We start from the raw sequence: 25,928 nt of genomic DNA, 5'->3' as shown, positions 1-25,928 counted from the left end.
GTCGACGTCGGTCGGGCGCTCGGAAACGCCGAGAGCAGCGGCTCAAGTTGAGCTTGATCGGTGGTGTCGCCTGCCTCGTTCTACTGGTCGTGTCCTGGCATGTGATCTGGCCGTACCTCATCGGTGGGTTCGTTCTCGTCGGGAGTATCTCCGGCGGGTGGTGGCTGTGGCGTATCAATCGATCTGTAAAAGGGCGCGATGACCAGTGGCGGCAGGAGGAGGCACTCAAGGCCGGCCGCCGATCCCTCATCGAAGTGGACGCGATGTCGGGTGGTGAATTCGAGGACTTCGTCGTGGGTCTGTGCCGACGCGACGGATGCACTGAGGTTCGCCGGGTCGGCGGCTCGCACGACGATGGCGCGGACGTGCTGGGGCGTCTGCCGGACGGCCGGAGCATGGTGATTCAGTGCAAGCGTTACTCACCGAAGAGCAGGATTCCGAGCCGCGAGGTCCGAGACCTTCTGGGCTCAAGGGTTCACTTCAAGGCCGACGTGGCGATCTTCGTTACAACTACGTACTTCACCGGACCGTCCGAGCGGACCGCAGTACAGAACGGCGTCATCGCGGTGCACCGCGACCATCTCGGTTTGTGGAACAACGGCGCCTCGCTTCTGTCGCTCAGCGAGGTGAACGGGGCGGGACAAGGTGATCGTAGGCATCGTGCTCGCTACAGGGAGACATACGAGTAGGACAGTCGCAATCCTCGAACCGTCCGCAAAGGGTTCCTGACCTGCGGTTTTGCTGGCGTGCGTCATGTGTGGTGTGGGCGTTAGGGGCGATACCTTGACGCTGGTGAAGTTCATCTGACACCCGTTCCGATGGGGTGTCAGATGCATGTTGTGCGACACCCTTCAGCGGGCCCGATCTCACGCTCGGCCCGACGTCAGTTCCATGGCTGTCACGTCCGAAGGCGCCCTGATCCGAGGCGCGGGCCCCACGCGCCCGGCCGCTGTCGGGTTGGCCAGCTCGTTCAGGCCGTACGACAGCTGCTGGTACAGGAGTTGGGCTGGGACCGGCGCTCGGTACTCACCAAGCCGTTCTCGGCGCCGGGCAGGAGGGGGGCGGCGTCCGCTGGAGCGGATCATGTAGAGCGTGCCGTCGGCGGCGCAGTCCGTCGGCGCCGGCTTGCAGATGCCGTCTTGGCCGGTGCGATCAGTCGGTGTCCGGGTCGTCGGACACTTCGAGGAGGCGGCTCGCGAGGTCATCAGCCCACTCCAAGGCCCACGTGCGCAGAGTGGTGATGGTGGCATCGTCGAGGCCGTAGGTGGCGAAGGCTTCGTCGTCGGTCCACTCGGCTCCGCTGAGGTTCGCCTGGAGGTCCTCGTGCTCGAAACGACCGCGGGCGTGACGTCGGCCGAACTCCTCCAACTCGGCATTCGTCCAGCGGCGGGACGCGGCGAACACGTCGATCGGATCGCGGGGCGCCCCGCGGTCGGCGAGGGCACGGACCTTGGTCCCGATCACGTCCTCCTCGGCGAGGACAGGCCCGTACGGGCTCTGGGCGACGGGCCGCCAGAAGATCTCTTTGAGGATGTCGACTTCGCACTCCTGCCCGGTGGTGGGGTCCGTCACGGTGAAGCGGGCGGACAGTGGGGCAGTCTCCAGCGCCTGTACCTTCCAGCCCCGGGCTGTCAGGCCGCTGCAGAGCGCGGCTGCGATGTCGGCCATGGGTGCCGGGTTCTCGGTGGCGACATCGAGGTCCTGGCTGGGGCGGTTGACGAGGCGGTGCGCCCGCACGGCGTATCCGCCGGTGAGGACCAACGGGTACGGCGAACCGAGGGCGATCACATCGGCCAGGAGCCGCGTGTGCAGCTCCGGCATGTCCGTCACGCGGCAGCCCGGGTGCGGGAGGCGAGCTGGGGGAAGGCGTCCTCCCACACGGTACGCACGGTGCGGCCGACGAGGGTGCGCAGTACGGGCCACAGCTCGAGGAGTAGGTCCCGGTTGAGGTAGCGGGGCAGGTCGTCGTGCAGGCCCTCGTGCAGAACGGTGCGGTACAGGCCCATGCGCTGACGAGGTTTGTCCAGGTCGTACGACGTCATCCCGGACCATGCCAGGTGCAGCGGCAGCTCCACGACGCCGTGGGTCGGTCCGTGCAGCTCGTCCAGTGACTCCGGTAGACGGCGCTGGAACTTTTCCCGGTACAGCGCGAGGTCCTCGGCGTCTGCGCCCGAGAGATTCCTCGGCCCGGGTCCGGTGTGCTGCGGGTGGGAGGCCATGCCTCCATTATGGCGGCCGCAAAGGGTCGGGGGCTTGTGGCTTCAACTAAGGAGTCAATGTCACTGTCTGTGTCCGTTGCGGATGCGGCAACGGCGCTCGACGACAGCCTTGGCGGGGAACGGGACAGCCATGGAGTCGCTGGCGCAGGGCCCGTGCCGTCGGCTGATTCTCCCCGGATTCTCCCCAGCGGCTTCTGGAGGGTAAAAGTGCGTAAAAGTGCTGGTCAGATGTGCAACGGAGGCAGGTAGAGGAGATCACCCGCATCACTTCTCCCCAGAGGCTCCCCAGGGCTGATTTCGCCCCGATCCGTGACCGGTGCGAGAGCAAAGGCCGCACAAGAGCTGAGCTCGGTAAGAGGGACTCAGAGCCAGTCCCGTCGCTTGAAAATCACGTACAAACTGACGCAAACCACCCCCATCAGGCCGATCGCAAAGGGGTATCCGAAGCTCCAGTCCAACTCGGGCATGTGCTCGAAGTTCATGCCGTAGATAGTTCCAACCAGCGTGGGAGCAAACAGAATCGCCGCCCACGACGAGATCTTCTTGATCTCCTCGTTCTGCTCGAACCCCGCCTCCGCGAGCGCCCGCATCTCCGCGTTCTGCTGCTGGGTCACGAGAGTCGTGTTCACCGTCAGGATGTCGGTCAGCGCCTGGCGGAAGCCGTCGACGCGTTCGCTGGTGTGGGTGACGTGATCGGCCACGTCCCGTAGGTAGCGCTGGAGTTCCTCGTCCGTGCCGTACTTGGCGAAGCCCGCCATCAGGCCGTGCAGCATCCCGACCAGGGGTCGGGTGGCGCGCTGGAACTCGACCATTTCGCGGGAGAGCTCGTAGATGCGGCGCGAGACCTCCGGGTCGCCGCGGAAGACCTCGGTCTCGATCTCGTCGATGTCGTTCTGGACGCCCGCGACGACCGGCGCGTAGCCGTCGACCACCGCGTCGAGGATCGCGTACAGCACCGCCTCCGGGCCGAGCTTCAGCAGCTCCGGCGTCTCCTCCATGCGGCGGCGCACCGCCGACAGGTCGGGGGCCGCGCCATGGCGGACCGTGATCACGAAGTCGGGGCCGACGAAGACGTGCAGCTCGCCGAACTCGACCTCCTCTGGCGCGTCGAGGTAGCGCGCCGCCCGCAGGACGACGAAGAGGGTGTCGCCGTAACGTTCCAGCTTCGGCCGCTGGTGTGCCTCCATCGCGTCCTCGACGGACAGCGGGTGCAGATCGAACTCCGCGGCCAGGGAGAGGAGTTCGCTCTCCGTGGGCCGGGCCAGCCCGATCCAGGCCATGCCGGACGGCTTCTCGCGCAGTTCGCGGTAGGTGTCGGCGAGGGTCGCGGGGGAGGAGACCCGCACGCCGTCCTCGTACAGCGCCGCCTCGACCACGCTGCCGATCTCGGTGGGCTGGGCGGCCGGCGGATCGGGGACGGGCGGCGGATCGGTCTGCGGCGGCTGTGGGGGAAGGGCGCGTCGCCAGCCGGACCTCTTCGACGAGTTCTTCCAGGCGATGGGGCACCTCCCTGGTCGGCCTGCGGCGGTGTGATCGTTGGCCAGGATCGCCAGAATCGTCAGGATAATCGCCAGGGTATACGGGGCAAACGGCATCGGGACGGGGTAGGCGGGCGAGGATGCGGCGAGAGTTGCGGACCGAGGCTGTCCGCAAGCGGCGCTAGCGTGCGGAGCATGACCCAGACGACGACCGTGCTCGGCACCCGCGCCCTCAACCGCGCCACCCTCGACCGGCAGCTGCTCCTGCGCCGCGCGCCGCTGTCCGCGAAGGCGGCCGTGGAGCACCTCGTCGGACTGCAGGCCCAGGAGGTCAAGCCGCCCTACTACGCGCTCGCCGCCCGCCTCGACGGCTTCCGCCCCGAGGAGCTCGCCGGGCTGCTCGCCGACCGCGCGGCGGTCCGGATCGTCACCCTGCGCTCGACCATCCATCTGCACACCGGCGACGACGCCCTCACCCTGCGGCCGCTGGTCCAGCCCGCCCGCGACCGGGAGATCAGGATCTTCCGCAAGGGCCTCGTCGGCGTCGACCTGGAGCGGCTCGCCACGGTCGCCCGCGAGCTGGTCGAGGCCGAGCCGCGCACCATGCGGCAGCTGCGCGAGGCCCTGATCGCCGAGTGGCCGGACGCCGACCCGCAGGCCCTCGCCGTCGCCGCCCGCTGCACGCTCCCGCTGGTCCAGGTCACCCCGCGCGGGCTGTGGGGCAGAAGCGCGCAGGTCGCCCTCACCACCGCCGAGCACTGGCTGGGCCGCCCCGCCGAACCGGCCGCCACCCCGGAGAGCGCCGTACTGCGCTACCTCGGCGCCTTCGGCCCCGCCTCGGTGAAGGACATGCAGACCTGGTCCGGTCTGACCCGGATGCGCCCCGTGTTCGAGCGGCTCCGCCCGCAGCTGGTCGCCTTCCGGGACGAGAGCGGCGTCGAACTCTTCGACCTCCCCGACGCGCCCCGCCCCGACCCGGAGACCCCGGCCCCGCCCCGCTTCCTGCCCGAGTTCGACAATCTGCTGCTCTCGCACGCCGACCGCACCCGCGTGGTGCCGCCCGCGCGCCACGGCCGCACCTGGCAGGCGAACACCTTCTACTGCCCGCTCCTCGTCGACGGCTTCCTGGCCGGCGTCTGGCGGCTGCTCGACGGCGCCCTGGTCGTCGAGCCGTTCGACAGCCTCACCCGGGCCCAGCGCGACGAGGTGACAGAGGAGGGCGCCCGCATGCTCCAGGTGCTGCACCAGGAGTCGTACGACATCCGCTTCGGGACCGTGATCCCGTGACCCGCGCCTGACCGGGCGCATGGAGAGGGGGCGTTGCGGGCCGCTCGTGGAGGCCCGCAACGCCCCCTGGCTTACTTACCTGAGGGGTACTCAGGAGTCCTTGCTGTCCCTGCCGCCGCTACGAGTTGACCTGCGCGGTCACCAGGCTGGAGAAGGTCGTCAGCCGGGTGTAGACGCCCGGGTAGCCGGCCTGCGCGCAGCCCTCGCCCCAGGAAGTGATCCCTGCCAGGACGCCCCCGATGAGCAGGGGACCGCCGCTGTCGCCCTGGCAGGTGTCCACGCCGCCGGAGGTGTATCCGGCGCACACCATGTCGCTCGCCACGAAGTCGGAGCCGTAGGAGTTGCCGCAGCTGGAGTCGGACACGGTCGGGACGGTGGCGGTCCGCAGCTGGTTGGAGGAGCTGCCGTTCTGGGAGGTGGTGCCCCAGCCGAGGACGCGGGCCGTGGTGCCGGGGGCGTACACCGAGGTCTGCGAGGAGGAGACGTACTTCGCGGTGGTGTACGGCATCGACGTCGACAGCGTCAGTACGGCCACGTCGTCGCCGTTGGTGACGTCCGAGTAGTCGGGGTGGATCCAGATCTTGCTGACCCGGCTGACCGTGCCGTTGGTGCCGTTGAGGTACGTGCGGCCACCGACCACGCGGACGCTGCTGGTGGTCTCGCCGACCATGCAGTGCGCGGCGGTCACGACCTTCGTCGGGGAGACCAGGGTGCCGCCGCAGAACTGGTCCTGCGAGGCGTCCGTGATCTGCATGATGAACGGGTACGCGGTCGTGGTGGTCGTCGTACCGCCGACGATGGGCTGCGGGGCGGCGACGGCGGCGGGGGCGGTGAGCAGCGCGGTCGCGGCGGCGGCAGCGGTCGCCGCGACGGCGGCGGCGGTCTTTCTGGCACGGGTGAGCCCGAACATGAGTCTCCTCAAGGGGTTGCCGGTGGGGGGTCGCGCGGGTGGGGTGGAGCACGGGGGCCTCGGGACAGACCCCCGTGTGCCCGGCGAGCGGCACGTGACTAAGCTAGAGCCGGGCGCCCATCCGTCCCAATGAGGGAACCCCCTAAGGGAGTTGGGGCAGGGAAAACCCTCGGTCGAGTGCGGCCGACGCCGCTACTTGACGTGCCGCCCCGCCGCCAGTCGGACGATGTCGACCCGGGATCGGATCCCCAGCTTGCGGTAGACCCGGGTGAGCGTCGCCTCGACCGTCTTGACGCTGATGAACAGCCGCCCGGCTATCTCCCGGTTGGTCGCGCCCTCCATGACCAGCGCCGCGACCTGACGCTCCATCGAGGCCAGCCCCTCCAGCGCGGACGGCGCGGGAGCCGGGGCCGGCTGCCGGTCCGGGGCCGCCCCCGCCGCCACGGCCGCGTCGACCTGCCGCAGCCAGGGCAGCGCCCGGCACCGCCGGAACAGCCGGGCCGCCTCGTCGTACGACGTCGGACCCGGCCCCGGCAGGGCCCGCAACCGGGCCAACTCGAAGGCGGCGCGCGCCTCTTCGAGCCCGTAGCCCAGCTTGCTCAGCCGGTCCTGCACCGACGTCAACTGGCTCACGGCCGCGTCGTGTTCACCGGCCGCCGCCCGCACCAGCGCCTCCGCCCGGTCCAGCACGGCGAGCACGCTCTCCCGCCCCAGCCGCAGCGCCTGCTCGCGCGTCACGTCGATGACGTCCTGCGCCTCCGCGAGCTCGCCGATCCGCACCAGCGCCTCCGCGAGGTCCCCGTGCCAGCGGCCGCGCGCCGGGTCGGTGACGCCGAGCCCGTTCTCCAGCTCCCGTACCCGGCGCAGCGACCGGACGGTTCCCTGGGCGTCCCCGGCGACCAGTTGGACGTATCCGAGGGCGGCCAGCGCGCGCGAGACGTAGATCTGGTCGCCGTCCTGCTCGGCGTGCTCCACCGCCTCCCGCGCCAGCGCCAGCGCCTGCTCCACGCTGCCGCCGGAGGCCTCGGCGAGCGAGGTGAGCATCGCGGAGGCCACCTCGCCGATGCCCGAGTCGCGGGCCAGCCGCAGGCTCTCGCGGGCCAGGTCGAGGGCGCGGCCGCAGTGCCCGGAGCGCAGTTCGGTCTCGGCCAGCAGCCGCAGGAAGTGCACCTCGCTCTCGACCATTCCGCGCCGCCGTACCTCGCGCAGCAGCGCGGTGACCGTGTTGCGCGCCTCCGGCAGCTGGTCGCTCATCAGCAGCCAGCGGAAGCGGGTGGATCCCGCCCCGTTGTGGTGGCACGCCACCTGCGGGTCCTGCGGCTCCTTCAGCGCCCGTTTGATGGTCGCGGGCGCGTCCGGGTGGCCCATCAGGGTCTCGGCCTGGGCCTGGAAGGCGAGCGCCAGCAGTTCGGTACGCCGGTCCCCGGCCCGCGCGGCCAGGCCGGCGGCGTGCGCGGCCTCCTCGCGGCCCTCGGCGAAGTCGCCCTCGACGACCAGCGCCCGCCAGGCCAGCTGGTAGTGCACCAGGGCGAGCAGCCGCGGATCGTCGCCCGCGTCGGCCAGCGCCTGCGGGAAGACGGCGTCGACCTCTCCGAGGGCCTGGCCCGCCGCCTCGATCACCACCATCCAGGCCCGCACCCGCTCCGCGGGAACCGTGGCCCGGGTCAGCACCTCACGCGCGATGTCCCGGGCGAGGTCCACCTCACCGGCGGTGATCGCGTCCTCGGCCGCCTGCAACCGCCGTTCGTCCGGCCCCGGCACGCTGTCGGCCGGCGCGTGCCGCGCCGCGAGCAGACCGAGTGACGCGGCGACCGAGGGCGCCCCACGGTCGCGGGCCAGCATGGCGGCCCCGGCGAGCCGCGCCGCCACCTCCGGATCGGTGCCGGTCGTCGCCAGCGCCAGATGCCGGGCCCGCTCGATCGGATCGGAGGCCGCCGTGGACAGCGCGGCGTGCGCGGCCCGCCGCTGGTGCGCGGGCGCCTCCGCGTACAGCGCGGCGGAGACCAGCGGATGCGCGAAGCGTACGGCGGGCCCCTCCGGCTCCGTTGCCAGCAGCCCGAGCTCGGCCGCCCGGGCGGTCTCGGCCTCGGCGTTCTCCCGGCCGGCCGCGTGCAGCAGCGACAGCGTGGGCCGGGCGCCCGCGCTCGCCACGAGGAGGGTGTGCCGGGCCTCGGCGGAGAGCATCTCCAGCCGGCTGAGGACGAGCGCCCGCAGCGACGTCGGCACCGGCAGCGGCTCGCCCGGGCGCGGCGGGGTCGGGTTCTCGGCGAGGGCACGGCCCAGCTCCAGCGCGAACAGCGGGTTGCCGCCACTGGTGCGGTGGATGTCCCGGACCGTGGAACGCGGCAAGCCGGTGTAGCCGCGGTTCTCCAGCAGCGCGGAGACCTGGGCGCGGGAGAGCGGGCCCAGCCGGACGGCGAGCGTGTCCGGGGGAGAGGTGCGCAGATGGCGGTCGTACTCCTGGCCGTCCGTCCGTACCGCGCACAGCATCTTGACGGGGGTGTCGCCGAGACGGCGGGCGGCGAAGCCGAGCAGTTCGGAGCTGGCCGAGTCCAGCCACTGCACATCGTCGGCGACGACGAGGACCGGCCCCTCGGCGGCGAGCGCGCGCAGCGCGGACAGCACGGCGAGGCGCAGCGCCAGGCCGTCGCGTTGGAGGGTGGACTCGCCGCGGCCGGTGAGCGCCGACTCCAGTGCGGTGCGCTGGGCGGCGGGCAGCTTGTCGGACACCTCGTCCAGCACCAGACCGAGCAGGTCGGCCAGGGCCAGGAACGGCAGATGCGATTCGGACTCCGTCGCCGAGCAGCGCAGCACGGTCCGGGCCGCCTCGGCGTAATCCGCGGCCAATGCCCGCAGCACGGTCGACTTTCCTATTCCGGCGGGCCCGTGCAGCAGCACACTGCCCCCGCGACCGAGCTGCTCACCCGCCGCCGTGAACAGTTCCTCCCGGCCGATGACCAGGTCGGGGCGGCTTCTGGCAGGCTCCTTGAAGTCCCGTCGCACGGTCACCGCTCCCTCCGAGTGTCGTGTCCGGGCCAAATTCTAGGCAACAACTCATTGAAATCCGGAGCGCCGAGATGGTGAGGGAAATAACAACAGGGGTGCATGGGCAAATTCAGACGGCCGTCAGGTGAATGGTCTGCCCGTACCGAGGGCCGTCCATGCGTAGGTACGGCAGTACTCTGCGTGGCGTTCAAGACCCTCAGCCCTCCGGTGTGCGGCATACACCCCCGTTCGGGGTAGTGACACCTGCGTCGCGGATTACACGATGTGAGCGAGCCGCCCGGGAACGGTCCGGCACCTAGGAGGACAGATGACGACGGCGACGGAGGAGTTCCGCGGGGCACGGGACTTCCTGCTGGAACACCGCGAGGACTACGACACCGCCTACGCGGGTTTCCGCTGGCCGCGCCCGGAGTACTTCAACTGGGCGCTGGACTGGTTCGACGTCATCGCCGACGGCAACGACCGCACGGCCCTGCACATCGTGGAGGAGGACGGCAGCGAGATCCGGCTCTCCTTCGCCGCCCTGGCCGAGCGGTCGGCACGGGCCGCCAACTGGCTGCGCGCACGCGGTGTCGCCGCCGGGGACCGGATCCTGGTGATGCTGGGCAACCAGGCCGAGCTGTGGGAGACGGCCCTGGCCGCGATGAAGCTGCGCGCGGTCGTCATCCCGGCCACGCCACTGCTCGGGCCGGCCGACCTGCGCGACCGGGTGGAGCGCGGGCACGTCCGGCACGTTCTCGTGCGCGCCGAGGACAGCGGCAAGTTCGCCGAGGTGCCGGGGGACTACACGCGCATCGCGGTCGGCGGGGCACCGGAGGGCTGGCTCAGGTACGAGGACGCGTACGCCGCCCCCGCCGACTTCACGCCCGACGGCCCCACCCGCGCCGACGACCCGCTGATGCTCTACTTCACCTCGGGGACGACGGCCCGCCCGAAGCTGGTCGAGCACACGCACACGTCGTACCCGGTCGGGCACCTGGCGACCATGTACTGGATCGGCCTCAAACCTGGCGATGTGCACCTGAACATCTCCTCGCCGGGCTGGGCCAAGCACGCCTGGTCCAACCTCTTCGCCCCCTGGAACGCCGAGGCGACCGTCTTCATCCACAACTACACCCGCTTCGACGCCGCCCGGCTGATGGAACAGATGGACCGGGCCGGGGTGAGCACGTTCTGCGCTCCGCCGACGGTGTGGCGGATGCTCATCCAGGCCGACCTGACCCAGCTGCGCACCGTGCCGAGGGAGGCGGTGGCCGCCGGGGAACCGCTCAACCCCGAGGTCATCGAACAGGTGCGGCGGGCCTGGGGCGTGACCATCCGGGACGGCTTCGGACAGACGGAGACCGCGGTGCAGGTCTCCAACAGCCCCGGCCAGCCGCTCAAGACCGGCTCCATGGGCCGGCCCAGCCCGGGCTTCCGCGTGGTGCTGCTGGATCCGCAGACCGGCGCGCCGGGCGCGGACGAGGGCGAGATCGCGGTGGACCTGTCACAGTCGCCGGTCGGTGTGATGGCGGGCTACCACGGGGACGCTGACCGGACGGCGCAGGCGATGGCGGGCGGCCACTACCGCACCGGCGACATCGGATCGCGCGACGAGGACGGTTACATCACCTACGTCGGCCGCGCCGACGACGTCTTCAAGGCGTCCGACTACAAGATCTCCCCGTTCGAGCTGGAGAGCGCCCTGCTGGAGCACGAGGCGGTGGCGGAAGCGGCCGTCGTACCGGCGCCGGACGCGCTGCGCCTCGCGGTGCCGAAGGCGTACGTGGTCCTGGCCGAGGGCTTCGAGCCGGGCCCCGACACGGCGAAGGTGCTGTTCGAGCACTCACGCGAGACCCTCGCCCCGTACAAGCGGATCCGCCGCCTGGAGTTCGGAACCCTCCCGAAGACCGTCTCCGGCAAGATCCGCCGCATCGAGCTGCGCGAGGCCACGGCGGCGGGCTCGGCCGACGAGTACCGCGAGGAGGACTTCCGCTGACCGATCACCACGCGTGTCACCAGCGTCCCGGGACAGCACGTAGCCGACGCCCCTCTCAGACCAGGGTGGCGTGCAGGGCGTCGGCCGGCTGGTTCACCGGGCGCGGGGTGCCGGTGGGGTCGTCCACGACGAACAGCGGGACGCCGAGGGCGTCGGCGCGGGCGCGGGCCTCGGTGGCGTACCCGGAGAGCGAGAAGTACACGCAGCGCGCGGACTCCGACATGGCCGTCAGCCACAGGCACTCCACGTCCCGCAGGGTGGCCGGGCGCGCGGACGGGTCGACCTGGGCGACCAGGCCGCGCGCCGCGAGGCCGATCCCGGACGGCGGCCGCTGGTCGGCGCGGCGCAGGTCGCGGTGGCCGAGGCGGTGGAGGTAGAGGGCGGCGGCCGTGACCGCGTCGAGGGCGGTGCGCACGCCGACCGGTCGCCGGTCGCCGGTGCCGGGCCTCGCCACCGGGATCCGCAGCACCGTCCCGCAGGGGCAGCCCAGCTCCGGGCGGGGCCAGTGGTTGCGCCGGCCGCAGGAGGCGCAGGGCACGGCGACCCATTCCTCGTCCCAGCTGCGGTGTGCGACCGCCCGCGGCGCGGTGTGCCGGTCCAGCGGCGGGCCGGCGGGGGCGCCGCAGGCGCAGGGGTAGGACGGGGCGGTGTAGAGGTGCTCGCGCCGACAGGCCGGGCAGCGCACCGGCAGGCTCTCGGGCATGGCCACTCCAGGGCGTCGCGGCGGAACGGGACGGCGGGGGCCGCGCGTGCGGTCGCGGCGGCCTCCCCATCGTGCTCCTTACGCCCCCGGCCTGTCCGTCCCTTGACGGCATTTGGCACCCACGCTTACATTACTTCCAGATCGTAGAAGTTACTTTCCGCAATACGGAAGTGCTCACCGGCGGGGCGCGACGGGAGTACGCATCCGACAGCCGAAGCAGGAGTACTCAATGGCTCGTATGACCGCTGCCCGCGCGGCAGTCGAGATCCTCAAGCGCGAGGGCGTCACGGACGCGTTCGGTGTGCCGGGCGCGGCGATCAACCCGTTCTACGCGGCACTCAAGGCGTCCGGCGGCATCGGCCACACCCTCGCCCGCCATGTGGAGGGCGCCTCGCACATGGCCGAGGGCTACACCCGCACCCACCCCGGCAACATCGGCGTGTGCATCGGCACCTCCGGACCGGCCGGCACCGACATGATCACCGGCCTCTACTCCGCGACCGGCGACTCCATCCCGATCCTGTGCATCACCGGCCAGGCCCCGACCGCGGTGATCCACAAAGAGGACTTCCAGGCCGTCGACATCGCCTCCATCGCCAAGCCGGTGACCAAGATGGCGGTCACCGTGCTGGAGGCCGCGCAGGTCCCCGGCGTCTTCCAGCAGGCGTTCCACCTGATGCGCTCCGGCCGCCCTGGCCCGGTCCTGATCGACCTGCCGATCGACGTCCAGCTCACCGAGATCGAGTTCGACCCGGAGACGTACGAGCCGCTGCCGGTCTACAAGCCGGCCGCCTCCCGCGCCCAGATCGAGAAGGCGATCGGGATGCTCAACGCGTCCGAGCGCCCGCTGATCGTGGCCGGCGGCGGCATCATCAACGCCGACGCCGCCGAACTCCTCGTCGAGTTCGCGGAACTGACGGGCACTCCGGTCGTGCCGACCCTGATGGGCTGGGGCGTCGTCCCCGACGACCACGAGCTGAACGCCGGCATGGTCGGCCTGCAGACCTCGCACCGCTACGGCAACGCGACGTTCCTGGAGTCCGACTTCGTCCTCGGCATCGGCAACCGGTGGGCCAACCGCCACACCGGCAAGATCGACGTCTACACCGCCGGCCGGAAGTTCGTGCACGTCGACATCGAGCCGACCCAGATCGGCAAGATCTTCGCGCCCGACTACGGCATCGCCTCCGACGCCAAGGCCGCGCTGGAGCTGTTCGTCGAGGTCGCCCGGGAGCTGAAGGCGGCCGGCAAGCTGCCCGACCGCTCCGAGTGGGCCGCGTCCGCGCAGGAGAAGAAGGCCACCCTCCAGCGGCGTACCCACTTCGACAACATCCCGATCAAGCCGCAGCGCGTCTACGAGGAGATGAACAAGGCCTTCGGCCCGGAGACCCGGTACGTCTCCACCATCGGCCTCTCGCAGATCGCCGGCGCCCAGATGCTGCACGTCTACCGGCCGCGGCACTGGATCAACTGCGGCCAGGCCGGCCCCCTCGGCTGGACCATCCCGGCCGCGCTCGGCGTCGCCAAGGCCGACCCGGAGGCTTCCGTGGTCGCCCTCTCCGGCGACTACGACTTCCAGTTCATGATCGAGGAGCTGGCGGTCGGCGCCCAGCACCGGATCCCGTACGTCCACGTCCTCGTGAACAACTCCTACCTGGGCCTGATCCGGCAGGCGCAGCGGGCGTTCGAGATCGACTTCCAGGTCAACCTGGAGTTCGAGAACCTCAACTCGCCCGAGCTCGGCGTCTACGGCGTCGATCACGTCAAGGTCGCGGAGGGCCTCGGCTGCAAGGCGATCCGGGTGACCGACCCGAACGAGCTGGGCGCGGCCTTCGAGCAGGCCAAGAAGCTCGCCGCCGAGTTCCGGGTGCCGGTGGTCGTCGAGGCGATCCTGGAGCGCATCACCAACATCTCCATGTCCGGCACGAACGACATCAGCAACGTGGTGGAGTTCGAGGAACTCGCGACAGAGCCCGGACACGCGCCGACCTCCATCAAGACGCTGAAGGTCTGAGGCGGATCACGGCAGTCGAGGGCGGCTCACCCGAGGGGTGAGCCGCCCTCGTCGTGCTTCGACAGGCCCTAGTCCCCGCCGCCTCCGCCACCCCCGCCGCACCCGTACCCGCCGCCCCCGTAGTGGTACCCGCCGGACGTGCCGCCGTCGTTCTGCTCGCCGGGGTCCTCCTCGGCGCCGTAGAGCCGGCGGAGGTCGGCGCCCCGGCCGAACGGGAAGCGGCCCTCGTCCGCGAGGGCGTCGCGGCCGACGAGGCCGGACGAGCGGGCGAAGTGCGGTACGAGCACGGCCAGGGCACGACCGCCGTGGAGTGCGACCGCGATGAGCATCTCCTCGTCGGTGAGGCCGTCCGAGCGTGTGGGCAGCGGGTGCTGGGCGCGGAGGGCGGCGAGGTGACGGCGTGCCGCGCGGGTGGGGCCGGGCAGCGCGGGGCGCAGCAGTCCGGCCGCGACGAGGTCGCGGCGCATCCGGGCGAGGGCGAGGCGTACGGCCGAGCGGCTGGGCAACTCCCGTATGCCGGCGGGCCGGTAGAGACCGACGCGTACCGCCTTCTCCAGCGGGTGGTCGGGTGGGGGGAACCCGGCTGCCTTCCGCAGGGTCCCCGGCTTCCCGGCCTCGACCAGGCCCCGCAGATGCAGGCCGAGCACGGCGACCCTGAGGGCGGCCCGGGGGCCGCCCTGCAGAAAGCCGACCTCGTGCGGCTCCAGCCGCCCGGTCCTCGTTTCCTCGCTCATCACAACCGACCCCCGTCACCCGGGGCCCGCCGCCCCCGTGCCGGCGGGCCCCGGTGTGTGGGGTATGTGCCCGCCCTTGGGGGCGCTCGAAGCATGCCGGGGGAGGGTTCAGAGGTTGATTTGAGGAAGCCGTACCCGGCGTACGCCCCCTGGCGTACGCGGGGTCATCCGGTGCCGGGCTGCTCGTGGTGCTCCGACAGGCCGGGCCAGTCGTCGGGCCCACCGCCCTGCCACTCGATGAGGTCGCTCTCCTCGACCTCGATCGTGTCCAGATCGGCCAGCCGCAGAATCTCGACGACGTCGTCCAGATGCGTGGCGACACCGAGGGTTTCCTCCCCGGCGGTGACCCGGCGGGAGCCGTCCAGGGCCGGGGCGTGGACTACGACATGCGGGGGCTGTGTGGGGTGTGCCATGTCTTCAGGGTGCTGCGGGCGGGCGGGATCCGCATGTCAGTGGGGTCCGGGCACGACGAAGGGCGCCGGGAGGATGAGGGTTCTTCCCGGCGCCCTGGTCGTGGTGGCCGTCCGGCGGTGCGAGGCTGGGCGCGTCAGGACATTCGCGCCGCCGGACGGAGTCGATGTGGCTGGGACCGCGGCGGCCAGCGACGGCTCCGGAGTCCTTCCCTCAGGTCGAAGAAGGAGCCTCGGGACCTTCACCACCGCACTGGCTCGCACGCCGCCGCGGTCCTCGCCTTGCCCGCCGTGCCACCGGGCGACCACCCCTCATCCGGGTCGCCGGTGGCGCGGCGGGCTGTGCGTCCGGAGTCCTGACCTCCCGTCAGAGTCCGGACGCGGCCCTTGGGTTCAGTCCTCGCGCAGGGCGCGGACCGCCTCCTCCACGCGCTTGCCGTACTCGGGGTCGGCGGCGTGGAAGTGAGCCAGGTTCTTGTCGATCACGTCGTCGCGGGAGACCTGCGAGAGGCTGCCGGCGATGTTGGCGATCAGACGCGACTTCTCCTCGGCGGACATCAGGCGGTACAGCTCGCCCGCCTGGAAGAAGTCGTCGTCCTTGGTGTGGAGGGGGGCCTCGTGGGTGCCGGTGTGGCCGGACACGGCCAGCGGGGCCGACAGCGGGCGGCCGGTCTCGACGGGCCCGTCGTAGGAGTTCGGCTCGTAGTTCTTGGCGTGCTGGCCCTGGGCGTTGGTGGCCATGAAGCCGTCCCGGCCGTAGTTCTGCGCGGTGGTCGCCTTCGGGGCGTTGACCGCGAGCAGGGTGTGGTTGACGCCCAGGCGGTAGCGGTGCGCGTCCGCGTAGGCGAACAGACGGCCCTGGAGCATCTTGTCGGGGGAGGGGCCGATGCCCGGCACGAAGTTGTTCGGGGAGAACGCGGCCTGCTCGACCTCGGCGAAGACGTTGTCCGGGTTGCGGTCCAGCACCAGGCGGCCGACGCGCTGCAGCGGGTAGTCCTTGTGCGGCCAGACCTTGGTCAGGTCGAACGGGTTGAAGCGGTAGTCCGCCGCCTCGGCCGCCGGCATGATCTGGACGTACAGCGTCCACGACGGGTTGACGCCCCGCTCGATCGCCTGGAGCAGGTCGGTCTGGTGCGAGTTGGGGTCCTGGCCCGCGGTCTCGGCGGCCTGCTCGCTGCTCAGGCAGCGGATGCCCTGGTTGGTCTTGAAGTGGTACTTGACGAAGAAGGCCTCGCCGTCGGCGTTCGTCCACTGGTAGGTGTGCGAGCCGTAGCCGTTCATGTGGCGGTACGACGCCGGGATGCCGCGGTCGCCCATCAGCCAGGTCACCTGATGCGTGGCCTCGGGGGCGTGCGCCCAGAAGTCCCAGACGTTGTCCGGCTCCTGGCGGCCCGTGAACGGGTCGCGCTTCTGCGAGTGGATGAAGTCCGGGAACTTGATCGGGTCCTTGATGAAGAAGACCGGAGTGTTGTTTCCGACGAGGTCGTAGTTGCCCTCTTCGGTGTAGAACTTGACCGCGAAGCCGCGCGGGTCGCGCACCGCGTCCGCACCGCCCAGCGAGTCCGCCACGGTCGAGAAGCGCAGGAACACCTCGGTGCGCTTGCCGATGGTGTTCAGGAAGTCGGCGTGGGTGAAGCCGGTGACGTCGTCGGTCACCTCGAAGTAGCCGTACGCGCCGGAGCCGCGGGCGTGCACCACGCGCTCCGGGATGCGCTCGCGGTTGAAGCGCGCCAGCTTCTCCAGCAGGTGCTGGTCCTGGAGCAGGAGCGGACCGCCGACACCGGCGGAGGCGGAGTTCTGGTTGTCGGCGACCGGGGCGCCGGACTCGGTGGTGAGCACGCGCTTCGACATGGTGACCTTCCGTACGAGGGGCAGCGGAAAACAGATTCCACTTCGTGGAGCATCCGCTTTGTGGAGCCTAGGTTCGGGGCGATCGCGACGTCAACAGTTTGTTGAAGTCGAGGGGATGGTTCCGGGCGACGCCACCGCCTGGGCGCGACAGGACAGGTGTCAGCGGCGGCGCCGCCCGGAGATCTCGGAGGGACTCAGACCTGGGCGCCGGAGAGGCGCTCCACGGCCCGCAGCAGGGCCGAGTGGTCCAGGCCCCCGTCGCCCTGCGCGCGCAGGGCGGCCACCAGCTGGGCGACCACGGCGCCGACGGGCAGGGCCGCGCCGACGTTGCGGGCCGCGTCGGTCACGATGCCCATGTCCTTGTGGTGCAGGTCGATCCGGAAGCCCGGCTTGAAGTCCCGGTTCAGGAAGTTGTCCTTCTTCCGGGTCAGCACGGTCGAACCCGCGAGCCCGCCGTTGAGGACGTCCAGCGCCGCCTTCAGGTCCACGCCGGACTTCTCCAGGAAGACCACGGCCTCGGCGCACGCCTGGATGTTCACGGCGACGATCAGCTGGTTGGCCGCCTTCACGGTCTGACCCGAGCCGTGCGGACCGCACAGCACGATGGTCTTGCCGAGCGCCTCGAAGATCGGCTTCGCCTGGTCGAAGTCGGCCTGCTCACCGCCGACCATGATGGACAGCACGGCCTCGATGGCACCGGCCTCACCGCCGGAGACGGGGGCGTCCAGGACGCGGATGCCCTTGTCCTTGGCCGCCTTCGCCAGGTCGACCGAGGTCTGCGGGGTGATCGAGGACATGTCGATCAGCAGCGCGCCGGACTTCGCGTTCTCCAGGATGCCGTCCGGGCCGTACGCGATGGCCTCGACCTGCGGGGACGCGGGCACCATGGTGATGACCACGTCGGCGTCCCGCACGGCCTCGGCGATCGAGCCGGCGGCCGTACCGCCGGCGGCGGCCAGTCGGTCCAGCTTCTCCCGCTCCAGAGTGAAGCCGGTGACCTGGTAACCCGCCTTGATCAGGTTCTCGGACATGGGGGAGCCCATGATGCCGAGGCCGATCCAGGCGATCTTGGGAAGGGTGCTCATGATAGGGGGTACCTCTCTGAACTGCTGGGGTACGTCTGAGAATTGGCGCCGGTCGGCAACAATCGGCCCGTCCGGCGTGTGAGGACGAGGCCCCTTCGGGGCCGAAGCGGGGGTCTGGGGGCGGCAGCCGCCCAGGGGCGGCGCCGTCAGCGGGCGGCGCGCTGGTCCGCCGGCAACCAGCCGAAGGCCTCCGCGCTGGGCCTGTCGCCCGGCCTGTACTCCAGTCCGACCCAGCCTTCGTATCCGGTCTTCCTCAGCTGGTCGAGCAGCTCCTCCAGCGGCAGCGTTCCCGTGCCCGGCGCGCCACGGCCCGGGTTGTCGGCGATCTGCACGTGGCCGGTCTTCTCGGCGTACGCGGCGATCACCTGCGGCAGGTCCTCGCCGTTCATCGACAGGTGGTAGAGGTCCATCAGGAACCGCGCGTTGCCGAGGCCGGTCGCCTGGTTGACCTTGTCGACTATGCCGATCGCGGCCGGCGCCGACACCAGCGGGTACAGCGGCGACTCGGGCTGGTTCAGGGCCTCGATCAGCAGGATCGCGCCGATCCGGTCGGCGGCGCGGGCCGCGAGGACCAGGTTGTCCAGCGCGAGCGCGTCCTGCTCGGCCGGGTCCACGCCCTCGACCCGGTTGCCGTAGAGCGCGTTGAGCGCCTTGCAGCCGAGGGAGGCGGCGAAGTCGGCGGCCACGTCGATGTTGGCGCGGAACCGCTCCGACTCCTCGCCGGGGATCGACAGGGCGCCCCGGTCGGGGCCGGGGAGCTGTCCGGCGTAGAAGTTCAGGCCGGTGAGCTGGACGCCCGCGTCCTCGATCGCCTGCTTCAGGGCGTCGAGCTCGGACTGCTCGGGCGTGGGGGAGTCGACCCAGGGCCACCACAGCTCGACCGCGGTGAAGCCTGCCGCGGCGGCCGCGGCCGGGCGCTCCAGAAGCGGGAGTTCCGTGAAGAGGATCGACAGGTTGACGTTGAAGCGCTGGTCTGCGAATCCCATCGGGGGTCGGCGCTCCCTTCCTGCTCTGCGCTGTATTCCATAATGTGGAAGTTGGTTTCTGCTTAATGGAAGAGTGCCTGTGGTGGGTGAGAGCTGTCAAGACCGGCCCGCAAAAAAGCGCCCCCGCGCGCGTGGCACGGGGACGCTGGGGAGGCGGTGGTTCAGAGCGCGTCGACGGCGCTCACCCTCCAGCCCTCGGACGTGCGGGTCATCGTCATCCGCACCCGGTTCAGGTCCACGCGGGATCCGGTGACCTGGGTGGACCGGGTGACCTGGTTGACGAAGAGCAGCACCACGGCCTCGTCCGCCGAGGCCGACACCACGGACGCCGCGGGCGCACCGCCACCGGCCGGCTCCGCGACCGTCGCCCTCACCACGCCGTCGTACTTCTGCGCCGTGGGCCCGACCACGGTCCGCGTGGTCTTGCGGTACTCGTCGCGGAACTTCCCGGTGAGGTGGGCGCCCGCAGCGGCGAAGTCCCGGTCCAGGTGCCGGTGGTCGTACGACAGCACGGCGGGCGCCGCCTTCCGCGCGGCCGCGAGCGCCTCCGCCCGCGCCTGGCCGGCCCGCACGCCCTCCCGGTAGTGGGTGGCGAGGACGGCGAGGGCGACCAGGCTCGCCACGAGCAGGACGGACAGGATCGCGACCCGCGGTCCCCGCCGGGAGCGCCGTACGTCCGTCTGCTGAGGGCCGTCCTCCGTGAAGTCCTCGGGTGACGGCTCCGGCGGGTCGTCCCAGCCGTCGGGCGGCTCGATGACCACGGTGCGCCCGCCGACCGGCGCCTTCACCGCAGCGGAAGCAGGGCTCCGTTCCGCTCGCTTGGCCGCGGCACGAGCCGCCGCCGTCATCGTGCGCCGGGTCGGGGAACCGGAGCCGCGTCCTCGGGTGGTGGTTTTCGCCACGGTCTTCCTCCTCACTGAATCGGACTGGATCGGACTGGATCGGACTGGTTCGGGCTGGATCGGGTCAGCCCACGAACTCGACGTCGGAGGTCAGCCAGCGGCCGTCCTCGTGGACGAGGTCGAGTTGCAGCCGGTAGGTGCGCGCCTCGCCCTTGGGTACGGCGGTGTTGGTCACCTTGCTGTCGGCCACCACGAGCACACGGGCCGAGCGCTCGTCGGAGCGGACGATGCCCGCGTCGAGGACCTGGCCCTCGGACACCGACTTGTTCTGCGCGACGAGCTCGGTCAGCTCCTCGGTCTGCGCGGCGAACTCCTTCTTGAAGTCGCCGGTCGCGCCCTTGAGCACGTTGGCGCTGTCCCGGTCGTAACGCCGGTAGTCGAGCGAGGTGAAGTTCAGCGCCGACTGACGGGCCGCCGCCAGGATGTCCTGGCGGCGCTGCTCCGCCTCGCGCTGCTCGTAGAGCCGGCTGCTCAGCCAGAGCGCCGACGCGGTGCAGAGGGCGGTTGCCACGATCAGCCCCACCGACACGGCTCTGGAGCGCCCGGCTCCGGTGAGCAAGCCACGGGTCGCCTGGTACACCATCCCGCTCATGCCATCGGTCCGACGAGCAGCCATTGCCACGACTCCTTTCCGAAGACGGTCTGCTGGCCGCCCGTCGAGCCGATCTCGACGGGCGTTCCGTCCGGGCCGGTGAAACTGCCGGTCTCCGGGTCGTACGGCGTCACGTACGCCGTCCGGTCGGCGCCCCCGGCGCCGGACGCCGCGCCGGGGGCGTTCTGCGCGCCGCGCACCGAGGTGGCGCTGCCGCGCGGGGCCGTGCAGCGCGCGCCGGTGTTCGCCTCGCGCGTGCTGGTGTCGGCCGGATCGCGCCGGGCGGTGCCTCCGTAGCCCTGGGTGCAGGGCGGCGGGTCGTCGGCGTTCACCACCAGGCCGAAGTGCGTGGTGCCGTCGCCGGGGACGACGGTGTGGCTGCCCGCGACCACCACCGGGAAGGTGACCAGCGCCTGCTCCACGCCGGGCAGCCGCGCGAGCGTGACCTGTCCGCCGCTGATCAGGTTGGCGAGCAGCACCGACAAGCGCGGTTCGATCGACTTCAGCAGCGAGTTGAGCTCGACGGCCGCCGGTGTCGCGTTGCCGACGAGCTTGCGCAGGTCCCCGTCGCTCGACTTCAACTCCTTTGTGAGCAGCGCCAGATCGCGGGAGAAGGCCTTGATGGACGAACCCTGGTCGGCCTGCGTCTTCAGCACCGTCCGGGAGTCCTCGATCAGCGCGATCGTCTCGGGCAGCGACTCGGACGCCGACTCGACCAGCGCGTTGCCCGAATCGACCAGCCTGCTCAGGTGCGGGCCGGTGCCCGCGAAGGCCTTGCCCAACTCGTCGACGGTGACGCGCAGGTCGTCCTTGCCGACCGAGTTCACCAGCCGGTCGAGACCGAGCACGAGGTCCGTGGTGGGCAGCGGAACCCGCGTGCTGCCGCGCGGGATCGTGCTGCCGTCCAACAGGTACGGCCCGGCGGAGGTGCGCGGCTGAAGGTCGACGTACTGCTCGCCCACCGCCGAACGGTTCGCCACCACCGCGAGCGTGTCCGCCGGGATGCGTGGCGCCCCGTCCTCGATGTCCAGCGCGACCGAGACCCCACCGCCGCCGGTCAGCCGCAGGGCCCCGACCCGGCCCACCGGCACCCCGCGGTAGGTGACCTCGGCGCCGGTGAAGATGCCCCCGGACCCGGCGAACTCGGCCCGCACGGTGTAGCCGCGGCCGAGCACGCCGTCCACCAGGCCCGTGTACTGGGCGCCGACATACGACACACCGACGGCGGTGACGGCGGCGAAGGCGACCAGCTGGGCCTTGACCGTACGTGTGATCACGGCTGTATCCCCTTCAGCAGCAGTTCCGCGAGTGCCAGGTCGATGCCCGGGGGCAGATCCCGGTCCGTGCCGTGCGCGGCCGTGCACACCGGCGGGCACAGCAGGTCTCCGGACGGAGGTGAGGGTGCGGGGGCGGGCGGAGCCTCGGGCAGGTCGGGGCTGGGCAGCGGCACGCTCGGCAGGCCGGGGACCTCCGGCACGTCGGGCAGATCCGGAAGGCCGGGTGCCTCGGGCGTGCGGCCCCCGCCGCCGTCTTCCGGCTGCTGCGTCAGGTTGCCGTAGAGACTCGCCAGATCCAGGTCCGCGGTGACGCTCAGGTTCACGTAGTCGCCCTTGATCGCGTCCACCGCGTTCCGCGGGAACGGGTAAGTGGTCAGCAACTCAAGGGAGTTGGGCAGATCGTCGCCCGCCTTGTTCAGCTGCTGGAGGATCGGGCGCAGCTGCTTGAGGTTGGCGACCGTGTCGTCCCGGGACGCCTTGATCACCTTCGTGCCCGTGGTGCCCAGCTTCGACAGGGCGGTGAGCATCCTCGTCAGGTCGCGCCGCTGGTCGGCGAGCACCTTCAGCGCGGGCGGCAGTGTGTCGACGGCCGTGGCGATCGTCTGCTTCTCCTTCCCGAGCCGCCCCGCGAGCCGGTCGACGGCCTCGATCGCGCGGACGATGTCCCGGCGCTGGTCGTCCAGGCCGCCGAGGAAGGTGTCCAGTTCCCCGAGCAGGGACCTGACCCGGTTCTCGCGCCCTTCCAGGGCCTTGTTCAGCTCCACGGTGATCGTCTTGAGCTGGGCCACTCCACCACCGTTGAGCAGCGCGGACAGGGCGGACAGCACCTCCTCGATCTCCGGGTTGCGGCCGCTGCGGCCGAGCGGGATGCGGTCGCCGTCGCGCAGCCGTCCCACGGGCGCCGTGCCGGGCGGGGCGGCCAGGGCGACGTACTTCTCGCCGAGCATGCTGGTCTGCCGCAGCTCGGCGACCGCGTTGGCGGGCAGCTTCACCGAGTCGGCGACCCGCAGCCGTACGCGCGCGTGCCAGCCGTCCAGCTCGACCTTCTCGACCGCGCCCACGGTCACGTTGTCGACCTTCACCGCCGACTGCGGGACCAGGTCGAGTACGTCGCGGAACTCGACGGTGACGCGGTACGCGCGGCCGTCCGAGGCGGCGCCGCCGGGCAGGTCGACGTCGTACCAGCCGTTGAACTCGCAGCCCGTCAGCAGCAGCGAACCGACCGCCACCCACGCACTCCTGCGCAGCCCGCTCATGCGCCGCCCTCCAGGATGCCGCCGAGCGTCCGGTCGACCGTGCCCGGTACGGCGGGTGCCGTCGGCACCTCGGGCAGGGAGCCGAAGAGCTTCTCCAGATCGGCGCAGTCGGCCCGCTCGCCGGTGGTCCTGAGCACGGAGCACAGCAGGGCCGCCGGATCCTGCGGGTGTTGCGGGTTGTTGCGGGTGTCGAGGGTGCCCGAGGAGGCGTTGTAGGCGTTCTGGAGGTTCGACAGACCCGTGGGGGCGACCTCCAGCAGCTCCTCCAGCGCCGCCCGCTGGGCGACGAGGACCTTGGTCACCTTGCTGAGGCCCTTCACGTTCGAGGTCAGCGACTGCTTGTTCTTCTTCACGAACGCGGACACGTCGCCGAGGGCGGTGCCGAGGTTGCGCAGTGCCGCCGCGAGGTCCTCGCGCTCCCCGGCGAGCTGCTCGGCCACCTGGGCGAGGCTGGTGTTGAACGACCGCACGCTCTTGTCGTCCGCGGCCAGCGCCGCCGTGAACACCTGGAGGTTGCGCACGGTGCCGAACAGGTCGCCGCGCCCGTCGGACAGCGTGGTCACCGCCTCCGACAGGTCCTTCACCGTCTGGTGGATGTTCTCGCCCTGACCGTCGAGGTTCCGCGCGCTCACCCCGAGCAGCCGGGACAGGGAGCCGTCCTTGTTGGCGCCGTCGGGACCGAGCGCCTCGGCCGTGGTGTGCAGGCTGTCGAAGACCCGGTCCAGCTCGACCGGCACGGCCGTGCGCGTCTCGGGGATGACGGCGCCGTCCCGCAGCACCGGGCCCTCGCGGTGGACCGGCAGCAGCTGCACATAACGGTCGCTGACCACCGAGGAGTTGATGATCGCGGCCCGCGCGTCGGCCGGGACCTTGCGCTCCTCGTCGTACTCCAGCTCCACCCGCACCCGGCCGCCCTCCGGCGTGATGGCCTTCACCTCGCCGATGCGGACGCCGAGGACCCGGACGTCGGAGCCGGGGTAGATGCCGACGGTGCGCGGGAAGTAGGCGGTGACCCGTACCTTTCCCGGGCGCGGCCACAGGACGAGGGCGAGCCCGGCCACCAGGGCCAGTACGACGAGCAGCGCCAGACGTTTCCTCATCGCGAGCCTCCCGTGCGCGGCACCACTGGGGCGGCGACCAGGTTCTGGACGTAGGAGTCGAACCAGCGGCCGTTGCCGAGGGTGTTGGTGAAGACCCGGACGTAGGGCGCGAGCAGCTTGACGCTGCGGTCCAGGCTCGACTGGTTGCGTTCGAGCATCTCCACCACCTGGTTCAGGCCCTTCAGCGCGGGCCCGATCTCCTTGTCGTTGTCCTCGACCAGGCCGGAGAGTTCGACGCCGAGCGCGGCGGAGGTCGTCAGCAGCTTGTGGATGGCCTCGCGTCGCCTGCTGATCTCCTTGAACAGCTTGTCGCCGTCCTCGACGAGGGCGGTGAAGTCGGAGGAGCGCTCGGCCAGTACGCCGGTGACCCCGTGGGCGTGGTCGAGGAGTTCACGCAGCGCCTTGTCGCGCGTGGCGACCGTCCGGGAGATCTTCGACAGGCCCTTGATGGACGCCCGTACCTCGGCGGGGGAGTCCTGGAAGGTGGTGGAGATGGTGTCCAGGGCCGTCGCCAGCCGTTCGGTGTCGACCTCCTCCGTCGTGGTCGTCAGATCGCTGAACGCCTGCACGACGTCGTACGCCGGGACGGTCCGTGTCAGCGGGATCTCACTGCCGGGCTTGAGCTGACCCGGCCCTTTGGGGTGCAGTGCCAGGTACTTGGCGCCGAGGATCGTCTTCACCCGGATCGAGGCGCCGGTCGCGGTGCCGAACTCCGGCTCGCCCTTGATCTTGAAGGTGACCCTGACGTGGTCGCCGTCCAGGTCGACCTCCTCGACCTTGCCGACCTTGACCCCGGCGATCCGCACCTCGTCGCCCGGCCTGAGCCCGCCCGCCTCCGCGAAGGCCGCGCTGTACGTCTCCCCGTCGCCGATCACCGGCAGGGAGTCGGCGTTGAACGCGGCGACGGTGAGCAGCGCGAGGGCGGTGAGACCGACGGCGCCGATCGTGACGGGGTTGCGCTCGCGGAAGGGGGTGAGGCCCCGGCGGCGCCCCAGGCGTGGCAGCTTCGGCCACTCGACGCGCACCTTGACCAGCGGCTCGGGGCGGGCCCTGCGCTTTCGTCGCAGCCGGATCCTCATGCTCCGCACCTCGCCCTCGCCACATGCAGCTCCGGCGTGATCACCTCACGTGTCTTCGGCAGCACGATCCGGCCGTCGAAGTCGCAGAGGTAGAAGTTGAACCACGAGCCGTAGGACGCCGTCCCGGTCAGCTCGTTCAGCTTGTTCGGCAGCCGCTTCAGCACGCCCTCCACGGTCTTCTCGTTCCTGTTCAGCGTTCCGGTGAGCTCGGTCAGCTCGGCGATGTCGTCCTTGAGCGGTGGACGGGCGTCCGCGAGCAGACCCGACGTCGCCTCCGTCAGGTCGCCGATGCTCACCAGCGACTCGCCGATCGGCTTCCGGTCGGCGGACAGCCCCGAGATCACCCGGCGCAGCTGCTTGAGCAGCCCGGAGAAACGGGCGCCGCGCTTGTCGAGCGTCTCCAGCACGGTGTTGAGGTTGTCGATCACGGAGCCGATCAGCTTGTCCCGGCCGGCGAGTGTGGTGGTGAGCGACGCGGTGTGCGCGAGCAGGCTGTTGACCGTGCCGCCCTCGCCCTGGAGGGTCTTGATGATCTCGGTGGCGAGCTGGTTGACGTCCTGGGGGCTGAGCGCGGCGAACAGCGGTTTGAAGCCGTTGAGCAGCGCGTTCAGGTCCAGCGCGGGCTGCGTCCGCGCCAGCGGGATGGTGCCGCCGGGCCGCAGCCGGGTGCCGTCGCCCGCGCCCTCGGTCAGGGCGACGTAGCGCTGCCCGACGAGGTTGCGGTAGCGGATCACCGCGCCGGTGCTGGTGAGGAGCGGGCGGTCCTCGCTGACGGTGAAGGTGACCTCCGCCCGTGTCCGGTCCTTGATCCGGATGCCCTCGACCTCGCCGACCCGCACCCCGGCCACCCGGATGTCGTCGCCCTCCTCCAGTCCGGTGACGTCGCTGAACACCGCGCGGTAGGTGTGCTCGGGAGTGAAGGAGACGTTGACGATGGTGGCGGCGAGCAGGGCCGTCGCCAGGATCGTCACCAGCGCGAAGAGGCTGAACTTGATCAGCGGCGCGGCGGTCCGGCGCGCACTCGTGTTCCTACGACTGCTCACACGACTGCTCACACGACT

At 71.0% G+C, this 25,928-nt stretch carries 22 protein-coding genes; 4 read left to right on the top strand and 18 right to left on the bottom strand.

All coding sequences use genetic code 11. The features are described from left to right. Positions 1-47: 47 nt before the first annotated feature. Positions 48-689 (top strand): restriction endonuclease, encoded by a 642-nt coding sequence (locus I2W78_RS06500; RefSeq protein ID WP_230885351.1) that lies wholly within the window; start codon positions 48-50, stop codon positions 687-689. 463 nt (positions 690-1,152) lie between these two features. Here the strand turns inward: I2W78_RS06500 and I2W78_RS06495 are convergent, their stop codons facing one another. The 3 genes from I2W78_RS06495 to I2W78_RS06485 all read right to left on the bottom strand — a co-directional run bounded on the left by I2W78_RS06495 (position 1,153) and on the right by I2W78_RS06485 (position 3,595). Beyond that, positions 1,153-1,821: a nucleotidyl transferase AbiEii/AbiGii toxin family protein gene (locus I2W78_RS06495; RefSeq protein WP_196457739.1), complete on the bottom strand. Its 669-nt coding sequence runs from the start codon at positions 1,819-1,821 to the stop codon at positions 1,153-1,155. 5 nt (positions 1,822-1,826) lie between these two features. Beyond that, positions 1,827-2,219 (bottom strand): hypothetical protein, encoded by a 393-nt coding sequence (locus I2W78_RS06490; RefSeq protein WP_196457738.1) that lies wholly within the window; start codon positions 2,217-2,219, stop codon positions 1,827-1,829. Positions 2,220-2,581: 362 nt separating this feature from the next. Next, a complete protein-coding gene (locus tag I2W78_RS06485) occupies positions 2,582-3,595 on the bottom strand; it encodes a magnesium and cobalt transport protein CorA (RefSeq protein WP_196464444.1) in 1,014 nt (337 codons plus the stop codon). A gap of 297 nt (positions 3,596-3,892) precedes the next feature. Here I2W78_RS06485 and I2W78_RS06480 point away from each other — a divergent pair, with 297 nt between their 5' ends. Beyond that, the gene (locus I2W78_RS06480) at positions 3,893-4,984 is read left to right on the top strand and encodes a winged helix DNA-binding domain-containing protein (protein WP_196457736.1); all 1,092 of its coding nucleotides are present in this window, start codon (positions 3,893-3,895) and stop codon (positions 4,982-4,984) included. 118 nt (positions 4,985-5,102) lie between these two features. Here the strand turns inward: I2W78_RS06480 and I2W78_RS06475 are convergent, their stop codons facing one another. Next, complete coding sequence (locus tag I2W78_RS06475; RefSeq protein WP_196457734.1) at positions 5,103-5,894, bottom strand: S1 family peptidase; 792 nt, start codon at positions 5,892-5,894, stop codon at positions 5,103-5,105. A 192-nt stretch (positions 5,895-6,086) separates the two neighbouring features. Further along, positions 6,087-8,903: a helix-turn-helix transcriptional regulator gene (locus tag I2W78_RS06470; protein ID WP_196457732.1), complete on the bottom strand. Its 2,817-nt coding sequence runs from the start codon at positions 8,901-8,903 to the stop codon at positions 6,087-6,089. A 304-nt stretch (positions 8,904-9,207) separates the two neighbouring features. On the opposite strand from I2W78_RS06470, the gene I2W78_RS06465 reads away from it, so the two are divergent. Beyond that, on the top strand, positions 9,208-10,878 hold the full coding sequence (locus I2W78_RS06465) for an AMP-binding protein (RefSeq protein WP_196457730.1): 1,671 nt from the start codon (positions 9,208-9,210) through the stop codon (positions 10,876-10,878). Between the two features lie 55 nt (positions 10,879-10,933). Here the strand turns inward: I2W78_RS06465 and I2W78_RS06460 are convergent, their stop codons facing one another. Beyond that, positions 10,934-11,581, bottom strand: coding sequence for a hypothetical protein (locus I2W78_RS06460; RefSeq protein ID WP_196457728.1), 648 nt, complete (start codon positions 11,579-11,581; stop codon positions 10,934-10,936). 229 nt (positions 11,582-11,810) lie between these two features. On the opposite strand from I2W78_RS06460, the gene gcl reads away from it, so the two are divergent. Then, entirely contained in the window at positions 11,811-13,595 is a 1,785-nt protein-coding gene (gene gcl, locus I2W78_RS06455) for a glyoxylate carboligase (RefSeq protein WP_196457726.1), read from the top strand. 68 nt (positions 13,596-13,663) lie between these two features. Here gcl and I2W78_RS06450 read toward each other — a convergent pair whose 3' ends face one another. From I2W78_RS06450 to I2W78_RS06395, 12 genes are all read right to left on the bottom strand, one after another. Then, positions 13,664-14,329, bottom strand: coding sequence for a TIGR04222 domain-containing membrane protein (locus I2W78_RS06450; RefSeq protein WP_196457724.1), 666 nt, complete (start codon positions 14,327-14,329; stop codon positions 13,664-13,666). Positions 14,330-14,493: 164 nt separating this feature from the next. Then, entirely contained in the window at positions 14,494-14,742 is a 249-nt protein-coding gene (locus I2W78_RS06445; RefSeq protein WP_196457723.1) for a hypothetical protein, read from the bottom strand. Positions 14,743-15,132: 390 nt separating this feature from the next. Then, a complete protein-coding gene (locus I2W78_RS06440; protein WP_196457721.1) occupies positions 15,133-16,590 on the bottom strand; it encodes a catalase in 1,458 nt (485 codons plus the stop codon). Between the two features lie 194 nt (positions 16,591-16,784). Further along, positions 16,785-17,675 (bottom strand): 2-hydroxy-3-oxopropionate reductase, encoded by an 891-nt coding sequence (locus tag I2W78_RS06435; protein WP_196457719.1) that lies wholly within the window; start codon positions 17,673-17,675, stop codon positions 16,785-16,787. A 146-nt stretch (positions 17,676-17,821) separates the two neighbouring features. Next, a complete protein-coding gene (locus tag I2W78_RS06430) occupies positions 17,822-18,661 on the bottom strand; it encodes a TIM barrel protein (protein WP_196457717.1) in 840 nt (279 codons plus the stop codon). Between the two features lie 161 nt (positions 18,662-18,822). Beyond that, entirely contained in the window at positions 18,823-19,563 is a 741-nt protein-coding gene (locus I2W78_RS06425; protein ID WP_196457715.1) for a hypothetical protein, read from the bottom strand. A gap of 64 nt (positions 19,564-19,627) precedes the next feature. After that, the gene (locus I2W78_RS06420; protein ID WP_374222644.1) at positions 19,628-20,179 is read right to left on the bottom strand and encodes a hypothetical protein; all 552 of its coding nucleotides are present in this window, start codon (positions 20,177-20,179) and stop codon (positions 19,628-19,630) included. Beyond that, positions 20,152-21,432: an MCE family protein gene (locus tag I2W78_RS06415; protein WP_196457713.1), complete on the bottom strand. Its 1,281-nt coding sequence runs from the start codon at positions 21,430-21,432 to the stop codon at positions 20,152-20,154. The genes I2W78_RS06420 and I2W78_RS06415 overlap by 28 nt, the downstream gene beginning before the upstream one ends. Then, the gene (locus I2W78_RS06410) at positions 21,429-22,688 is read right to left on the bottom strand and encodes an MCE family protein (RefSeq protein WP_196457712.1); all 1,260 of its coding nucleotides are present in this window, start codon (positions 22,686-22,688) and stop codon (positions 21,429-21,431) included. The genes I2W78_RS06415 and I2W78_RS06410 overlap by 4 nt, the downstream gene beginning before the upstream one ends. After that, positions 22,685-23,788, bottom strand: a complete 1,104-nt coding sequence (locus I2W78_RS06405) for an MCE family protein (protein WP_196457711.1) — start codon at positions 23,786-23,788, stop codon at positions 22,685-22,687. The genes I2W78_RS06410 and I2W78_RS06405 overlap by 4 nt, the downstream gene beginning before the upstream one ends. Continuing rightward, the gene (locus I2W78_RS06400) at positions 23,785-24,867 is read right to left on the bottom strand and encodes an MCE family protein (RefSeq protein ID WP_196457710.1); all 1,083 of its coding nucleotides are present in this window, start codon (positions 24,865-24,867) and stop codon (positions 23,785-23,787) included. Before I2W78_RS06400 ends, I2W78_RS06405 begins: the two co-directional genes overlap by 4 nt. After that, positions 24,864-25,910 (bottom strand): MCE family protein, encoded by a 1,047-nt coding sequence (locus tag I2W78_RS06395; RefSeq protein WP_374222643.1) that lies wholly within the window; start codon positions 25,908-25,910, stop codon positions 24,864-24,866. Before I2W78_RS06395 ends, I2W78_RS06400 begins: the two co-directional genes overlap by 4 nt. Between the last annotated feature and the right edge of the window lie 18 nt (positions 25,911-25,928).

Origin of the sequence: Streptomyces spinoverrucosus, from assembly GCF_015712165.1 — a bacterium.
GTDB lineage: Bacteria > Actinomycetota > Actinomycetes > Streptomycetales > Streptomycetaceae > Streptomyces > Streptomyces spinoverrucosus_A.
This window is presented reverse-complemented; position numbering and strand designations above follow the sequence as displayed.

Coding starts and splice junctions, on each gene's coding strand:
- I2W78_RS06495 (WP_196457739.1), bottom strand. CDS start 1,821: ATGCCGGAGCTGCACACGCGGCTCCTGGCCGATGTGATCGCCCTCGGT.
- I2W78_RS06490 (WP_196457738.1), bottom strand. CDS start 2,219: ATGGCCTCCCACCCGCAGCACACCGGACCCGGGCCGAGGAATCTCTCG.
- I2W78_RS06480 (WP_196457736.1), top strand. CDS start 3,893: ATGACCCAGACGACGACCGTGCTCGGCACCCGCGCCCTCAACCGCGCC.
- I2W78_RS06475 (WP_196457734.1), bottom strand. CDS start 5,894: ATGTTCGGGCTCACCCGTGCCAGAAAGACCGCCGCCGCCGTCGCGGCG.
- I2W78_RS06465 (WP_196457730.1), top strand. CDS start 9,208: ATGACGACGGCGACGGAGGAGTTCCGCGGGGCACGGGACTTCCTGCTG.
- I2W78_RS06460 (WP_196457728.1), bottom strand. CDS start 11,581: ATGCCCGAGAGCCTGCCGGTGCGCTGCCCGGCCTGTCGGCGCGAGCAC.
- gcl (WP_196457726.1), top strand. CDS start 11,811: ATGGCTCGTATGACCGCTGCCCGCGCGGCAGTCGAGATCCTCAAGCGC.
- I2W78_RS06450 (WP_196457724.1), bottom strand. CDS start 14,329: ATGAGCGAGGAAACGAGGACCGGGCGGCTGGAGCCGCACGAGGTCGGC.
- I2W78_RS06445 (WP_196457723.1), bottom strand. CDS start 14,742: ATGGCACACCCCACACAGCCCCCGCATGTCGTAGTCCACGCCCCGGCC.
- I2W78_RS06440 (WP_196457721.1), bottom strand. CDS start 16,590: ATGTCGAAGCGCGTGCTCACCACCGAGTCCGGCGCCCCGGTCGCCGAC.
- I2W78_RS06435 (WP_196457719.1), bottom strand. CDS start 17,675: ATGAGCACCCTTCCCAAGATCGCCTGGATCGGCCTCGGCATCATGGGC.
- I2W78_RS06430 (WP_196457717.1), bottom strand. CDS start 18,661: ATGGGATTCGCAGACCAGCGCTTCAACGTCAACCTGTCGATCCTCTTC.
- I2W78_RS06420 (WP_374222644.1), bottom strand. CDS start 20,179: ATGGCTGCTCGTCGGACCGATGGCATGAGCGGGATGGTGTACCAGGCG.
- I2W78_RS06410 (WP_196457712.1), bottom strand. CDS start 22,688: ATGAGCGGGCTGCGCAGGAGTGCGTGGGTGGCGGTCGGTTCGCTGCTG.
- I2W78_RS06405 (WP_196457711.1), bottom strand. CDS start 23,788: ATGAGGAAACGTCTGGCGCTGCTCGTCGTACTGGCCCTGGTGGCCGGG.
- I2W78_RS06400 (WP_196457710.1), bottom strand. CDS start 24,867: ATGAGGATCCGGCTGCGACGAAAGCGCAGGGCCCGCCCCGAGCCGCTG.